This is a genomic window from Sphingomonas sp. GW821-FHT04B01, assembly GCF_059420425.1.
The window spans coordinates 233,985-249,695 of sequence record NZ_JBWKTR010000005.1; the positions used below are offsets into that span (position 1 = coordinate 233,985).

Annotated in this window: 14 protein-coding genes; 3 read left to right on the forward strand and 11 right to left on the reverse strand. The window is 70.3% G+C overall.

The genetic code is table 11. From position 1 onward, the window contains the following. Positions 1-122: 122 nt before the first annotated feature. Positions 123-431: a hypothetical protein gene (locus AC07UH_RS14020; RefSeq protein ID WP_038665866.1), complete on the reverse strand. Its 309-nt coding sequence runs from the start codon at positions 429-431 to the stop codon at positions 123-125. 116 nt (positions 432-547) lie between these two features. Between AC07UH_RS14020 and AC07UH_RS14025 the strand changes: the two genes are divergently transcribed. Beyond that, on the forward strand, positions 548-1,180 hold the full coding sequence (locus tag AC07UH_RS14025; RefSeq protein ID WP_495181607.1) for a nicotinamidase: 633 nt from the start codon (positions 548-550) through the stop codon (positions 1,178-1,180). Here the strand turns inward: AC07UH_RS14025 and AC07UH_RS14030 are convergent. The 10 genes from AC07UH_RS14030 to AC07UH_RS14075 all read right to left on the reverse strand — a co-directional run bounded on the left by AC07UH_RS14030 (position 1,177) and on the right by AC07UH_RS14075 (position 13,030). Next, on the reverse strand, positions 1,177-1,869 hold the full coding sequence (locus tag AC07UH_RS14030; protein WP_495181606.1) for a FadR/GntR family transcriptional regulator: 693 nt from the start codon (positions 1,867-1,869) through the stop codon (positions 1,177-1,179). The two genes, AC07UH_RS14025 and AC07UH_RS14030, sit on opposite strands and share 4 nt — an antisense overlap. Next, positions 1,866-2,609: a helix-turn-helix transcriptional regulator gene (locus AC07UH_RS14035; RefSeq protein ID WP_495181605.1), complete on the reverse strand. Its 744-nt coding sequence runs from the start codon at positions 2,607-2,609 to the stop codon at positions 1,866-1,868. Before AC07UH_RS14035 ends, AC07UH_RS14030 begins: the two co-directional genes overlap by 4 nt. Positions 2,610-2,673: 64 nt before the next feature. Beyond that, positions 2,674-3,963 carry an MFS transporter gene (locus AC07UH_RS14040; protein ID WP_495181604.1) on the reverse strand — a complete coding sequence of 430 codons (1,290 nt, stop codon included), beginning with the start codon at positions 3,961-3,963 and terminating at the stop codon, positions 2,674-2,676. A gap of 140 nt (positions 3,964-4,103) precedes the next feature. Further along, positions 4,104-5,504: an FAD-binding oxidoreductase gene (locus AC07UH_RS14045; protein ID WP_495181603.1), complete on the reverse strand. Its 1,401-nt coding sequence runs from the start codon at positions 5,502-5,504 to the stop codon at positions 4,104-4,106. 4 nt (positions 5,505-5,508) lie between these two features. Next, entirely contained in the window at positions 5,509-7,695 is a 2,187-nt protein-coding gene (locus AC07UH_RS14050) for a TonB-dependent receptor (RefSeq protein ID WP_495181602.1), read from the reverse strand. Positions 7,696-7,812: 117 nt separating this feature from the next. Next, positions 7,813-8,574, reverse strand: a complete 762-nt coding sequence (locus AC07UH_RS14055) for an SDR family NAD(P)-dependent oxidoreductase (protein WP_495181601.1) — start codon at positions 8,572-8,574, stop codon at positions 7,813-7,815. Positions 8,575-8,587: 13 nt separating this feature from the next. Further along, positions 8,588-10,093 (reverse strand): carboxylesterase/lipase family protein, encoded by a 1,506-nt coding sequence (locus AC07UH_RS14060; protein ID WP_495181600.1) that lies wholly within the window; start codon positions 10,091-10,093, stop codon positions 8,588-8,590. Positions 10,094-10,195: 102 nt separating this feature from the next. Beyond that, the gene (locus tag AC07UH_RS14065; RefSeq protein WP_495181599.1) at positions 10,196-10,756 is read right to left on the reverse strand and encodes a GAF domain-containing protein; all 561 of its coding nucleotides are present in this window, start codon (positions 10,754-10,756) and stop codon (positions 10,196-10,198) included. Between the two features lie 178 nt (positions 10,757-10,934). Then, entirely contained in the window at positions 10,935-12,314 is a 1,380-nt protein-coding gene (locus AC07UH_RS14070; RefSeq protein WP_495181598.1) for a sensor histidine kinase, read from the reverse strand. Between the two features lie 62 nt (positions 12,315-12,376). Then, positions 12,377-13,030 (reverse strand): response regulator transcription factor, encoded by a 654-nt coding sequence (locus AC07UH_RS14075; RefSeq protein WP_038667888.1) that lies wholly within the window; start codon positions 13,028-13,030, stop codon positions 12,377-12,379. A 107-nt stretch (positions 13,031-13,137) separates the two neighbouring features. Here AC07UH_RS14075 and AC07UH_RS14080 point away from each other — a divergent pair, with 107 nt between their 5' ends. Further along, entirely contained in the window at positions 13,138-14,214 is a 1,077-nt protein-coding gene (locus AC07UH_RS14080; protein ID WP_495181597.1) for an ABC transporter substrate-binding protein, read from the forward strand. Further along, the gene (locus tag AC07UH_RS14085; RefSeq protein ID WP_495181596.1) at positions 14,211-15,698 is read left to right on the forward strand and encodes an OprO/OprP family phosphate-selective porin; all 1,488 of its coding nucleotides are present in this window, start codon (positions 14,211-14,213) and stop codon (positions 15,696-15,698) included. The genes AC07UH_RS14080 and AC07UH_RS14085 overlap by 4 nt, the downstream gene beginning before the upstream one ends. Positions 15,699-15,711 lie beyond the last annotated feature (13 nt).

Consider the following 15,711-nt stretch of genomic DNA (forward strand, 5'->3'; position numbering starts at 1 on the left):
TCCCCTGTCGAAACCATCGGCACCGGTTGGTCCGGTGCGCGTATCGCGCCGACCTTACGTCATGCGGGCGCCGCGACAAGTCTCGCGCGTCGGCCGGACGCGAGGCGTCCGGCCGCTGGGCGTCAATCGGCGGTGACGTCCGCCGCGTTGAATTCGGCGAAGGCCTCCTTCACCTCGTCGGCGAGCGTTGCGTCGTTGATGTCGACCGACACGACGACCGCGCCGGCGTGGGCGCCGTCGTCGCGCGCCTCCGGCGTGGGGGCGCCGGCCTCGGTGTCGGAGCCGGCGTCCTCGGTGCCGACGGTATTGTCGGGGCCGTCGGCGGCGATGAACACGTCGGTGCGCGGAATCTCGAACTGCTGCACCAGCCGTTCCACCGTCATTTCCGCTTCGCGCCGCGTCTCGAACTTCGCGGTCAGGGTCGTGCTCATGAACCTCTCCCGGCGGTCACCGCGACCGCCAAGCGCCTCCAACGCGCGAACGCCGGTGTCGACGCAGGAATTCGCACGCGCTTTGCGGTCCCGCGCTTGGGTCGGTAAGAGGCGGCATGAACCCCAGCGACGTCACACCCGCGGATGCGCTCGTCATCGTCGATCCACAGATCGACTTCTGTCCCGGCGGGCGGCTCGCGGTGGCGGACGGCAACGCGGTGATGGCGCCGATCGCCGACCTCGCCGCGCGCTTCGCGCATGTCGTGGTGACGCAGGACTGGCATCCCGCCGGGCACAGTTCGTTCGCGAGCAGCCATGCCGGCCGGCAGCCGTTCGAGACGGTGCGGATGCCGTATGGCGAGCAGGTGCTGTGGCCGGATCATTGCGTCCAAGGCACGCCGGGCGCCGATTTCCATCCGGCGGTGGCCGCTGCGGTGGCGCGGGCGGGGCTGATCCTGCGCAAGGGGCAGCATCGGCACGTCGATTCCTATTCGGCCTTCTTCGAAAACGATAAGACGACGCGGACCGGGCTGGCGGGCTATCTCAACGATATCGGGGTGCGGCGGTGCGTGTTCGTCGGGCTCGCCTACGACTTCTGCGTAGCGTGGTCGGCGCTGGATGCGCGGCGCGAGGGCTTCGCGGCGGCGATCTGGACGCCGTACACGCGGGCGATCGCGATGCCGCTGGCGCAGGGCACGACGGTGGATGCGATCGAGGCGCAGCTCGCCGCCGCCGGGGTCGCGTTCTAGCGGACGAAGATGTCGCTGATCGCGCGGTCGAAATGCGCGTCCATCAGCGTCGCGGCGGCGGCGGCGTCGCGATCGGCGATGGCGGCGGCGAGGTTGCGGTGGACGGCGAAGACCGTGTCGCGCTGCTCGGGCGTCTCGCGCGTCTGCCAGGCGGTGGGGACGGCGACGCGCATCAATTGCTCGAACGAGCGGACGATCTGGTGGAACAGCGCATTGCCGCCGGCGCGGGCGATCGCCTGATGGAAGGCGATGTCGTGGCGGATCAGCCGGTCGACGTCGTCGGCGCTGGTCGCCATCTGCGCAGCATGGTCGACGATCAGCCGGGCGTCGGCGTCGCTGCGATGTTCGGCGGCGAGCGCGGCGGTGCGCAATTCGAGCGTGCGACGGACGTCCCAGACGTCGCTGGTGGTGATCTGCGCGGTGGCGACGGCATGGTCGATCGAGGCGGCCATGACCGAGCCGTCGATCGCGCCGACGCGCGCCTTGCGGCCGTTGCCGACGTCGATGACGCGCAGCGCGGCGAGCGCGCCGAACGCCTCGCGCATCACCGCGCGGCTGACGCCGAGGTCGCTGGCGAACTGGCCCTCGCCCGGCAAAGTGTCGCCGACCTTGAGGTCGGCGGCGCGGATATGGTCGCGGACGCGGCGGACCGCCTGATCGACCAGCGAACCGGAAAGATCGGGGGTCATGCGGCGAGCGGGTGGTTGCGCAGCTGCGTCGGCGCCTGGCCGTAGCGGCGCGAGAAGGCGCGGGTAAAGCTGGCGTTGTTGAGATAGCCGCAGCGATAGCCGATCGACGAGACCGGCAAATCGGTGGCGAGCAGCAGCTCGCGCGCGCCGCTCAGCCGGCGGTCGGTGATCGCGTCGGCGACGCTCATCGCGAACATCGAGCGGAACCCGCGGGTGAGCTTGGCGCGGTTGAGGCCGCAGGCGCGCGAGATCGAATCGAGCGTGAGCTTCTCGTGCCAGCGCTCGTCGATCAGGCGGCGCGCCGCGGCGATGCGCTGCGCCTCGCCGGCGGACAGGGCGCCGCTGCCGTCGGCGGGGATCAGGCTGCCCTCGCCCAGTTTCTCGAAGGTCGCGCAGATCAGCTCGATGCACTTGGCGATGCGCAGCGTCGCGGCGGCGGCGCTCGCCAGCCGGCCGGGTTGCAGGGTGAGCGCGATCGCGCGCATGTCGCTGGGGATATGCCAGCTGCCGGCGCGATCGGGTGCGCCGCCGAAGATTCGGGTGCAGGCGCTCGTCGCGACGACGAAGACGATCTCCGCCGCTTCGAGCGCGTCGGCGTCGGCGGCCGGGTGGAAGTCGAAGGTCGCGGGGGCGAGCCGGTAGCCGAACGCCACCGCCTCGAACGTCCAATCCGCCATCGGCAACGATCCCTCGCCGATGAAGGCGAACATTTCCGGCGATACCTCGACCCGCGTTTTCATCCTAACCTCTCATTCTATCGTTGAGGGGGATGATGAACCTATCGGATAGCTGATGCAAGAGCTTTCAGATAGGTTCCGCGGTCGCCGTCGCGGGGGCGCGGCGCATCGCGACGAAGAAGGCGAGCAGCGACAGCGTGCTGGTCGCGGCGCCGACGGTGGCGAGCCCCTGATCGAGATGCGATTCGCCGCCGAACAGGCTGCTTGCCGCCGCGACCAGCGTCGGGGCGACGCCGAAGCCGATTAGCCCGGCGATGGCGATGAACGCGCCGATGCACAGGCCGCGCAGCTCGTTGGGGATGAGCACGGTCAGCGCCACCGAGGTGACGACGCCGGTCACCGCACCGCACAGCAGCAGCAGCCCGAGCGCCGCCCCGAACACGGGGACGGACGGTGCGATCGGGAACAGCCCGGCGGGGATGCCGATCGCGGCGGCGATCACCGCGCCGATCAGCAGGCCGCCGCGGCGACCGCTCTTCTGCCCCCAGTCGGCGGAGACGCCGCCGACGATCGCGCCGAGCAGGCCGGCGACGAAGATCATCGTTCCCATCCAGCCCGCGACCTGATCGGGGCGGAGGCCGAAGCTGCGCGACAGCACGGGCGCCGCCCAGATCGCGGCGGCGGCGTCGGCCATCACGACGCTGACCTGTCCCATGAACAAGGGCAGCAGGAAGCCCCGGCGCGCCCATAGTTCGCCGGCGACGACGCGGAACGGGGCGTGGGTGCTCGCGGCGACTTCGTGGCGGGCGGGCTCGCGCAGCAGGAACAGCGGGATCATGAAGACGGCGCCGAGCAAAGCGAGCGCGAGATGCGCGCTGCGCCACGGCGCGGCGTGCCAGAACCAGTCGGGGGCGCCGCCATGGAGGAACAGGCCGAACAGGGCGCCGGTGAGGCCGAACGCCATCGCCTGCCCGAGCGACTTGCCGAGGTTGACGACGAGCAACGCGCGACCGCGCTGCGTCGGCGGGCAGAGGTCGGCGCAAAGCGACAGCGCCGCGGTGAGCGCGCCGGTGGTGCCGATGCCGGTCAGCATGCGCGCGACGAACAGCAAGGCGACGCTCTGCGCGACCGCGGTGAGGACGGTGCCGAGGACGAAGGTGGCGACCAGCACGATCATGATGCGGACGCGATTGTGGCGGTCGACCCAGATGCCGATCGGGATCGAGAAGAGCGCCAGCGGCAATGCGGCGCTGAGCCCCTGGATCAGACTCAGGGTATAGTCGCTGAGGCGGAGTTCGGCCTTGGCGCCCTCCTGCACGGTGCCGAACGATCCCATCGTCGCGAAGCCGAGCATCATCGCCAAGGCGAGAGCGAGCAGCGGGAGGAGCGAGCGGGAGAAGGTGGGCGTGGCGGGCATGGCTGGCTCCTGGGGCGACGAAGTACGCCCCTCCCCTTCAGGGGAGGGGTGGGGGGTGGGGGGTGTGTCACCGAGGCCTACGCTCACGGACAGGCCCCACCCCAACCCCTCCCCTGAAGGGGAGGGGCTTTTAGGAACGGTCACAAACTGAAGATCTTGCCCGGGTTGAACAGGTCCTTCGGGTCGAGCGCGCGTTTCAGCGTGCGCATCACGTCGACGGCGTCGCCGAGTTCCTCGACCAGCCAATGCTGCTTGCCGATGCCGATGCCGTGTTCGCCGGTGCACGTTCCGTCCATCGCCAGCGCGCGGGCGACGAGGCGGGCGTTGACGCTCTCGACCTCGGCGAGATCCGCTTTGGACTGCGGATCCATCGCGAAGATGACGTGGAAATTGCCGTCGCCGACATGGCCGAGGATCGTCGCGGGGACGCTGCACGTTGCGAGGTCCGCCTTGGTGGCGGTGATGCATTCGGGCAGGCGGCTGATCGGCACGCAGACGTCGGTCGCCCAGCCGACCGCGCCGGGGCGCAGCGCCACCGCGGCATAATAGGCCTCGTGCCGCGCCTTCCACAATCTGCCGCGCTCCTCGGGCAAATTGGACCAGGCGAAGTCGCCGCCGCCATTCTCCGCGGCGAGCATGCCGACCATCTCGACCTGCTCGGCGACGCTGCCCGGCGAGCCGTGGAATTCGAAGAACAAGGTCGTCACCTCGGGCAAGGCGAGCTTCGACCAGGCGTTGACCGCGCGGATCTGCATGTCGTCGAGGATTTCAACGCGGGCGAGCGGCACGCCGGCCTGGATCGACTGGACGACGGTGGTGATCGCGCCTTCGAGGCTGTCGAAGCCGCACACCGCGGACGAGATCGTCTCGGGGATCGGATGCAGGCGCAGCGTCACCTCGGTGATGATGCCGAGCGTGCCCTCGCTGCCGACGTAGAGGCGGGTAAGGTCGTAGCCCGCCGCCGACTTGCGCGCGCGGCGCGCGGTGGTGACGACCTTGCCGTCGGGGGTGACGACCTTGAGGCTCAGCACCGCCTCGCGCATCGTGCCGTAGCGCACCGCATTGGTGCCGCTGGCGCGGGTCGAGGCCATGCCGCCGATCGTGGCATTGGCGCCGGGATCGATCGGGAAGAACAGGCCGGTGTCGCGGAGATGCTCGTTGAGCTGCTCGCGGCGGCAGCCGGCCTGCACCGTACAGTCGAAATCCTCGGCATTGACCGCGACGATCTGGTTCATCTCGCCGAGATTGACGCTGACGCCGCCGCGCACCGGCACCGCATTGCCCTCGATCGAGGTGCCGGCGCCGAACGGCACGATCGGCACGTCGGCGGCCACGCAGAGGTTGACGAGATCGACGACATCCTTGGTCGAATGCGCGAACACGACCGCGTCGGGCAGGACGACGTCGAAATGCGCCTCGTTCGAGCCATGCTGGCGCAGCATCGCGTCGGTGAGATGGAGGCGCTCGCCGAAGCGCGCGCGCAGCCGGTCGAGGAACGCCGGGTCGGGCGCGGCGCGGGGGAGGGCGGTGTCGATATGCATGGGGTCAGAACCTGAAGCCGAGGCGGACGCCGATGCGGCGGCGATCGCCGATGATGCCGAGATCGGAGGCGGGCAGGCCGGCGAGGGCGAGCGTCGTCCTTTCGATATAGGCGTCGAAATAGTTCTTCTGGAGCAGGTTGTTGGCGAAGGCCGCCACCTCCAGCGGGCCGGTGCGATAGGTGATCGCGGCGTTGACCAGCGCATAGGGGCGCAGGAAGGTCGGCGTCGTCTGGTTGAGCGTCGCGGCGAGGCGGCTGCCCTTGGCGACGACGCCGCCGGTCAGCGTCAGCGTGTCCTCGCCGCCGAGGGGGATGGTATAGTCGCTGTAGATGTTGCCGCTGAAATCGGGCTGGAAGGTCAGCCGGTCGGACGACAGCGTGCGGCCGGTCACCAGCGTATAGGGCGAGGAATCGGTCAGTCGGGCGTGGATGTAGGTGACGCTGCCGTTGATCGTCCAGTTGGACACCGGCCGGATCGTCGCCTCCAGCTCGGCGCCGTAGCTTTCGACGTCGCCGCTGTTGAGATCGACGGTGACGAGGCCGCCTCCCGCCGCCGGCGCGATCGAGTTGAGACCGATGTAGTTGGAATAATCGTTGTAGAAGACGTCGCCCGACAGGCTGAACGCGCGATTGGGCGAGACGTATTTCGAGCCGATCTCATAGGTCCATGCCGAATCGCCCTTGTAGGTGCGGATCGGCGCGGTCGGTGCGTTGAAGCCGCCGCCGCGATAGCCGCGCGCCACCGAGGCATAGGTCATCAACTGGCTGGTCCAGTGGCGGGTGACCGACAGGCGCGGCTCGACCTGATCGGATTTGAGCTGCGCATTGGAGAGGGTGGTCGGCAGCGCCGCCGCGCCGACGGTGATCGCGATGTCGCCATCGGCGCTACGCTTCTCGTGATCGTAGCGCAGACCGAGCGCGATCTCCCAGGCCGTCGTCGGCTTCCAGAAGATCGTGCCGAAGGCGGCATAGGTGTCCGCCTTGGTGGCGTTGTTGGTCAGGCGGGTGAGGTTGGCGGGCAGGATGCGGGTGCGGTCGAACGCGGTCGCCTCCTCGCGGCTGTAGAACAGGCCGAGCAGGGTGCTGAGCGTGCCGCTGAGTTCGGTGTCGAGGCGGGTCTCGACGGTCTTGGTGCGCAGGCTGTCGGTGCCGTTGCTGCGCGCGATGTCGGCGGGGCCGAAATCGGCGTCGCTATTGGGGGAGACGCCGTTGCGCGCGTCATAGGAGCCGACGAGGGTGAATTTGGAATTGATCGCCTCGATCGGCGTCTCCAGCCGCGCGTTGACGCCGCGATAGCGATATTGGATGCGATTGGGTGCGTTGAACTGGACGATCCGCGAATAATCGGTCGGGCCGGTGACGCGCGCATAAGGCGTGTTGGCGCCGTCGACCCAGTCGTAATAGCCGTTGACGGTCAGCACGACGTCGCCGGTCGGGACGAAGCGGATCGTGGTGTTGAGCGAGTCGGTCTTGAACGGGCTGGCGTCGATGCCGAGCAGGTTGTTGCGCAGGAAGCCGTCCTGCTGGCGGTGGCCGGCGGCGACGCGAACCTGCAGCACGTCCTTGATGATCGGGCCGCTGACCGAGGCGGAGGCGAGGATGCTGTCGTCGGGGCCGGCGAAGCTGAAATTGCCGCGCGCCTCGGTCTCGTTCGACGGCTGGCGGGTGATGACGTTGATCGCGCCGCCCAAGGTGTTCTTGCCGTACAGCGTGCCCTGCGGGCCGCGCAGCACCTCGATCCGGTCGATGTCGAGCAGCGGATTGTTGAGGTAGGAGGTGTTGGGCTGGTAGATGCCGTTGATGAACAGGCCGACGCCGGGCTGCACCGATTGCACCAGCGTGACGCCGACGCCGCGGATCGAGACGAAGGCGCGGCCGGCGCCGTCGCTGGCGATGTTGAGGCCGGGGGTGAGCGAGGCCGCCTCGCGCACCGAATTGACGCCGCGTTCGGTCAGCGTATTGCCGCTGATCGCGGTGGCGGCGATCGGCACGTCGAGCAGCGACTCGGCACGCTTGCGGGCGGTGACGACGATGTCCTGATCGCCGGTCTGCGGCGCGGCACCGGTGGCGCGGCCGGGTGGGGCGGTATCGGTGACGTCGGGGGCCTCGGCGACCTGCGCGGCGGCGGGTGCGGCAAAGGCGAGCAGCGCGACGGGCGCGGTGGTGACGGCAAACAGGGTGCGAAGGCGCATCGAAAATCCTCTCTTCGGCCGGTGAGTCTTCGCCCACCTGTCAGAAAGGTTGTGCGCCTTTCGCTACCTATCGGAAAGGTCGATCGGATATGCCGATCGGCTCTGCGACTTCGCCGATCACCAGCAGCTGTAGCCGCCGTCGGCGAGGACGATGCTGCCGGTCATCAGGCTGGCGGCGTCGCTGGCGAGGAAATGGACGATCGCGGCGACCTCCTCGGGTTCGCCGAGCCGCGCCTGCGGCGTGCCGTCGATCCAACGGCGGTACATTTCGCTCTCCTTGTCGGCGAAGGCGTTGAGCGGGGTGGCGATATAGGTCGGCGCGACCGCGTTGACGCGTACGCCGCGCGGCGCCCATTCGGCGGCGAGGCTGCGGGTGAGCTGATGCACCGCGGCCTTGCTGGCGTTGTAATAGCTCTGCGGCTGCGGGCGGTTGACGATGAACCCCGACATCGAGCCGATGTTGACGATGCTGCCCCTGCCACGTGCCAGCATATGCCGGCCGAAGCCGCGCGCGCACCAGAAGGTGCCGTTGAGGTTGACGTCGAGGACGTTGCGCCATTGCTCGTCGGTGACGTCTTCGGCGGGGGTGTCGCTGCGCGCGATGCCGGCGTTGTTGACGAGCACGTCGACCACGCCGGCGCTGTCGGCGATGCGGGTCACCGCGGCGGGATCGGTGACGTCGAGCAGGACGCCGTCGACGGGGCGGTTCTGGCCACGCAGGCGCTCGAGCGCGGCGCCGAGCGCGTCGGGATCGCGGTCGGCGAGGATGACGCGCGCGCCGGCCTCGCCGAGTGCATCGGCGCAAGCGAAGCCGATGCCCTGCGCGGCGCCGGTGACGAAGGCGGTGCGCCCGTCGAGGCGCAGACGATCGAGATACATGGGCGCAATCCGATCAGGGCAGGAAGGCGGCAGCGGGCATCACCGGTTCGGCGACCGGTTCGCCGGCGGCGAGCTGGTAGACGGTGCGGCCGTCGCGCTCGAACGGCGCCCAGGGCAGCGATCCGTCGCGGGCGAATTGCACCCAGAGCGCGTGGATGCGGTCGGCGAGGTCCTGCGGCGGCGCGGTGCCGCACAATCCTTCCGCGCCGGTGCAGGTGGCGAGGCTGTCGAAGACGAAGGGCAATTCCATGCCGTGCGACGCGCCGAGCCCGTCGCCGTAGCGCGGCGAGCGCCATTCGAATTCGTACATATGGGTGCGGCCGCGATGCTCCTCGGCGAAGCGGCGCGCCGGCCAGCGGAAGACGAGGTCGGTCATCGCATCGGTCAGCGCCTGTCCGGCGGGTTTGCCGCGCCCCATGCCATAGGCCTTGAGCACGGCCCAGGCGCGCGGCTGCGACTTGCGCAGCACGACCCAGGCGAGCAGCCTGCCGACCGCGCTGTTCAATGTGTCGCGGACGCCGCTGGGGACGAGATAGAGGTTCATCTCCTCGCGGTTGCTGCCGATCAGCAGCGCGACCTCGGCACCGGCGCCCTGTTTGAGCGCCTCCAGCGGCGCGAGCGGCAGCACGTCGTCGCCGTGGACGGGGACGAAGCGGCTGATCCCGAACACCGGCTCGCGCCCGTCGTCGCCGCGCAGGTCGAGCCGGGTGGTGGGCAGCGACACCGTCTCCACCGCATCGAGCAGCGGGTCGCCGGGTGCGACGTTCGCGAACCCGGCGCGATCGGGGGTGACGCCGAGCAACGCCGCCATCTTGCGCACCAGCCGCTGCGCGACCGGGACGGTGCGGGTCATGCCGCCATGGCCGCTCTGCACGATGGCGCGCTGGAACAGCCCCCTGGCGAGCGGCGAGGCGATCAGATCGGCGATCGCCATCGCGCCCGCACTCTCACCGAAGACGGTGACGTTGGCGGGATCGCCGCCGAACGCTGCGATCTCGTCGCGCACCCAGCCGAGTGCGGCGATCATGTCGCGCAGGCCGAGGTTGGTCGGCACGCCCGGGATCGGCAGGAAGCCGTCGACCCCCATGCGATAGTTGATCGCGACATAGACGATGCCGTCGCGCGCGAAGCTCGCGCCGGTCTGCACGCCCGCGTCCTTGCTGCCGACGACGAAGCCGCCGCCGTGGATGAACACCATGACCGGGCGCGCCCGCTCGTCCCCCGCCGGGCACCAGACGTCGAGCGCGAGATATTCGTCGCCCGGCGTCCAGCCCTCGCCGATCAGCGGCGCGGCATCGAGGCCGGGCAGCTTGCGGGTTCGCTGCGGCGCGTTGGCGCCGGGCTCGACCGCCGGCCGCACGCCGGACCAGCGCGGCACCGGTGCGGGCGGCGCGAAGCGGTGCGCGCCGACGGGGGCCGCGGCATAGGGAATGCCGCGAAAGACGGTGAGCGCGCCATGGCGGCGCCCTTCGACCGGTCCAGCACCGGTCTCGACCACGGGAGGGGGAAGCGACGACATCCTGCCCTTATGCCGCGGGCGAGGCGCCCGGCGTAGCGCCCATCGTTATGCCGATCGGGTGATTTGCCGTGCCCGGCGAGGGCGGCCTGACCCGCGGCCCGATCAGACGTCGGACTCGAGGCGGAGCCGCCAGGGCGTCGGTGCGGGGGTGGGAGCGGGGGCGATGGCGGCAATGGCGCGCTCGGCTTCGCGGGCCATCATGACGAGCAGCGACCGGTCGAAATCCCCGGTCAGCGGCGCGCTGTCGGCGATGCAGAGTGCGCCGAGCGCCATGCCCGCCTCGTCGTGGATCGGCACGCCCGCGTAGAAGCGGACGAAGGGATCGCGGGTGACGCTGTCGAACTTGGCGAAGCGGGCGTCCTCGCGCGCATCGGGCACGACGAGCACGCGGCCGCCCTGCTGGATCGTCACCGCACAGAAGGCGGTGCTGCGCGCGGTCTCGGCGATACCAAGGCCGCGCTCGGCGAGCAGGATCTGCGAGCGTTTGTCGATGATCGAGATCGCCGCATAGGGTCGGTGATAATGATCGCGCACGACGTCGACGATCCGCGCGAGTTCGGTGCTGCCGCGCAACGACACCGCCCGGCTGCGATCCACGGCAAGCTGCCGCGTCTTCTCCGCGGAGAAAGCATCAAACCATGAACTGACGCGCGGCTCGTTCACCGTGCTCTCCCACCTGTTTCATCAACAACTCCAAGTATCGCAATTGGTTGCCTAACAAAGCAACTGAAAATACCAAGCAAAGCCGGTGGATATCGGCAGCTGTCGTCAGCAGGGGGGAGCAAGTCTACGAAGAATAATCCAACCGAAATGAGGCGAATTCTCGTTAACCGACGATTTACTACGATGACGGCGCGTCGGGCAGGTGGAGGAGGACGGCGAGGCCGGGTTCGGCGTCGGCCAGTCGCAGCGTCGCGCCGATCCGCGCCGCGGCGGAGCGTACGACGGCAAGGCCGAGGCCGCTGCCGTCGGGCGCATGGCGGTCGCCGAGGCGGACGAACCGCTCCAGCGCGCGGTCGCGATCGGCGGCGGCGATGCCGGGTCCGTCGTCGCGCACGGAGAGATCGACGCCGCCGTCGGCGTCGCGGATCGCGACGGTGACGGTGCCGCCGCGCCGGTTGTAGCGGATGCCATTGTCGATAAGGTTGCTGAGGATTTCGACCAATAAAGTGCGGTGTCCGTGCACCCAGGCGGGCGCCGCCGCGGCGTCGAGCTGGAGTTCGACGCCGGCGTCGATCGCCTGGCCGATGCGGCGGCTGATGACGCGGACCGCCACCTCGCGCAGGTCGACGCGCTCGAGCGGCGGCGCGGCGCCCGCCTCCTCGGCGCGGGCGAGCGCGAGCAGCTGGATCAGCAGCCGTTCGAGCCGCGCGGCGGCGGTGGCGATCTCGTCGAGCGCCTCGCGCGAGCCGCGGCGGGCAAGCTCGATCTGCACCTTGAGCACCGACAGCGGCGTGCGCATCTGGTGCGAGGCGTCGGCGGTGAAGCGGCGCGTCGCGGCGGTCGCGGTGTCGAGCTGGGCGAGCAGCCGGTCGAACGCCTCGGCGAGCGGGCGCAGTTCGAGCGGCAGCGGGCCGGCGTCGATCGGCGACAGGTCGGGCGCGGCATGGCCCTCGCGCGCCTCGACCGCGCCGCGCAGCCGGGCGAGCGGGCGCAGGCTCCAGCCGAGCGCCGGGCGCAGCAGCAGAATGGCAATGCCGACCAGCGCGAGTTCGCCGCCGAGCAGCGCGATCATCAGCCGGCGGCTGAGCGCGCGGCGGCCGTCGAGCGTCTCGGCGACCTGGACGACGACCGGCCGCTCGATACCGGGCAAGGCGCGGCGCACCTCGGCGATGCGGATGCGCTGGTCGCGATAGTCGGCGAAACGGAAGCGCGGCTGGTCGATCGCCAGCGCATCGGGGGCGGGGGCGGGAAGGTCGGCATAGCCGGTGAGCAGCTCGCCGCCGACCGCGATGCGGTAATAGACGTTGTCGCGCTCGCTGTTCTCCAGCATGCCGAAGGCGGCGGGCGGCAAATCGAGCGTCACCTCGCCGCGCTCGACCTGCACCGTCTCGGCGATCGCCCCGAGCGCCCCGCCGAGCACGCGGTCGTTGGTCCGCCGCACGACGTCGGCGATCAGCGCCGCGCCCGCAACACCAAGCAGCACCGCGACGCCGAGCAACGGCCCGAGCATCGCGACGAGCAATCGCGTGCGCAGCGCGATGGCGCGGGGGGCGGGCATCAGGTAGCGCCGCGGGGGAGGGGGCGGGTCGCCGTCCGTCGGCAATGGTGGGTCATCCCGCCTCACCCCGCATCGAGCAGATATCCCACGCCGCGCACCGTGCGGATCTGCGGGCCGTCGGGGGCGAGCTTGCTGCGCAGCCGGGTGACGTTGACCTCGATCGCGTTGGGGCCGACCGGCTCGTCATAGCCGAACACCTCGGCGAGCAGCAGTTCGCGCGGCACCACCTGCCCGGCGCGGGTGGCGAGCGCGTCGAGCACCGCCCATTCGCGGCGGCGCAGGTCGAGCGCACGCCCGCTCACCTCGGCCTGGCCGGTCGAGCGGTTGAGCGTCAGCGCGCCGATCGTCACCACCGGCGTCGGATCGCCGCCGCGGCGCCGGCCGAGCGCCCGCACGCGCGCCTCCAGCTCCTGCGGCTCGAACGGCTTGCGCAGATAATCGTCGGCGCCGAGGTCGAGCCCGCGCACCCGGTCGTCGAGCGCGTCGCGCGCGGTCAGCATCAGCACCGGCACCTTCTCGCCGCGCCGCCGCAGCCGTTCAAGCACGGTGAAGCCGTCGATGTCGGGCAGGCCGACGTCGAGGATCAGCAGCGCATAGGGTTCGCCCGAGACCAACGTCAGCCCCTCCTCGCCGCTCGCGCAATGATCGACCGCATGGCCGCCGGCGCGCAGCAGCGCGGCGATGCTCCGGGCGAGCGCCGCATCGTCCTCGATCATCAGGATTCGCATGGTTTCACCCGGTGAAAGGTTGCTGACAGGTGCGCCGGATATCCCACGATGGCAGCTTATCCGATCACAGAAGCGGAAAAGCGAGAGGAGCCGGGATGCGGACGATCCTATTCGGGACGATGATGATGCTGGCGGCAGCGGCGACGGCGCACGCCCAGACCCGGCCGGCGGGCTATCCGCGCTCCTATGACGGGCTGATCGCCGCGGCAAAGGCGGAGGGCGGGCTGACCGTCTACGGCAATGCCGACCGCAGCGAGCTGGTCGGCGTCGTCGCCGGCTTCCACCGCCTCTATCCCACGATCCGCGTCCGCTACGTCGACCTCGGCTCGATCGAGATCTACCGCCGGCTGGTCGGCGAAACGCGCGCGCGGCGGCCGTCGGCGGATTTCGTCTGGTCGTCGGCGATGGCGTTGCAGGTCAAGCTCATCAACGACGGGTTCGGTCAGGGCTATGCCAGCCCGGAAAAGCCGGCGCTGCCGGCGCAGGCGGTGTGGAAGAACATCGGCTATGGCGTCACCGCCGAGCCGATCGGCATCGTCTACAACCGCCGGCTGATCCCCGACGCGCAGCGGCCGCGCAGCCATGCCGCGCTCGAGGCGCTGCTGCGCACGCGGCGCGCGCAGTTCACCGGCCGCGTCACCACCTTCGATCCGGCGCGCTCCAACGTCGGCTATCTCTATCTGACCGAGGACCTCGCAATCACCCGCGACAGCCGCGCGCTGATCGCCGCGATCGCGGCGACCAGGCCGGTGCTGGCGGAGCGGACCGAGCCGATGCTCGCCGCGGTCGCCGCCGGACGGCAGGCGATCGCCTATAACGTCATCGCCTCCTACGCGCTGGAACAGGCGAAGCGCGATCCGCGGCTCGGCGTGGTGCTGCCGAGCGACTATACGATCGTCACCTCGCGCATCGCCTTCATCGCGCGTCAGGCCCGGTCGCCGGCAAGCGCCAAGCTGTTCCTCGATTTCCTGCTGTCGCGGCGCGGCCAGAGCCTGCTCGCCGCGCGCAGCCTGTGGCCGGTGCGCGCCGACGTGCCGGCGCGGCGGCTGCCCGCGGCGCAGGCGCGCCCGATCCGCGTCGGGCCGCAACTCCTCGTCCCCCTCGACCGCATCACCCGCCAGCGCTTCCTGCGCGACTGGCGCGCGACCCTTGCCGGAGCTTCCACCCCATGATCCTGCGTACCGGAGCTGCCCTGCTGGCGCTCGTCGCCGCCACCCCCGCGCTCGCCCAGACGCCGACGCAGGCCGAGCTTGCCGAATTGGTGCGCGCGCAGGCGGCCGAGATCGCCGCGCTGCGCGCCCGGCTCGATCGGATCGAGGGCCAGCAGGCGCTCGCCGCCGCGCCGGCCCCGGCGCCCGCCCCCGCGCAGACGCCGCCGCCACAGGTCGCGCAGGCGGCGCCGCCACAGGTCCGCCGCACGGTGCCGTTCGCGCCGCAGCTGGTGCCGCCCGGCCCGGCCGACCGCGACGTCGCACAGGCGACCGCGGCACGCGACAATCCGTCGGGCGTGACCACCGAATGGGGCGCCGGCCTGCCCGTCTTCCACTCGGCGGACGGCGTCTACACGTTCAAGCCGCGCGGGCGCATCCTCGCCGACGTCAGCAGCACATTCGGTTCCAGATCGGACACGCGCAACCTCACCACCACCGGGATGCGCGCGCTGCGCCTCGGGCTGGAGGGCGGCGTCGGCGCCCATTTCTTCTATCAGATGGAAGCCGATTTTTCGGAGAACGAGGTCGACGTCGTCACCGCCTTCATGGGCTGGCGCAACCGGATCGCGCCGGGAATCGATTACGACGTGCGCGCCGGCCATCTGTTCAACGATCGCAGCTTCGAGGGCTCGACCGGATCGGATTCGACGCCGTTCCTCGAACGCACGACGGTCGCCACCGCGATCATCCCGCAGCGCGGCTTCTACGGTATCGGCATCATGCCGCGCCTGTTCTGGAAGACCGGCCACGCCTCGCTGACCGTCACCGGCGACCGCGTCGACGGCACGCAGGCGGTGAGCGACGGCCGCACCGTGCTGGGCCGCGCGCACTGGAACCCGGTCAAGACCGACGACACGGTGATGCACGTCGGCATCTGGGGCTTCGACGAGAGCCTGTCGTCCGCGGCGACGACGCTGACCCGCAACACGGTGATCGGCGGCCGCTTCAACGGCGCCCTGCGCGTCTCGACCGGCACCTTGCTCGGCGGCACCGGCACCACCGGCTATGGCGTCGAGCTGGGCGGCTATCGCGGGCCCTTGTGGGTGATGGGCGAGGCTGGGCGGCGCAATGCGCGGCTGGACGGCGGCCGGTCCGATTTCGTCAGCAAGGCGTGGAGCCTGTCGGGCGGCTTCTTCATCACCGGCGACCTGCCGCCGTACAATCCGCGGCTCGGCAGTTTCGGCCAGCCCAAGGTCAAGCGGCCGACTTTCGACGGGGGTCCCGGCGCGATCGAGCTGACCGGCCGCTATGAGAGTCTCGACTATACCGATCTCGTCACCGGCGGCGAGGGATGGGCGGGGAGTCTCGGCGTGAACTGGTATCTCAACAGCTTCACGCGCGTACAGGTCAACGCCATCCATTGGGACACCGACAATCGCAGCGGCGCCGTCACCGGCGCCGATTCCGGCGAGACCGTCAGCGCCCGCGTTGCCGTCACCTTCTGATCTTTCCAAGGAA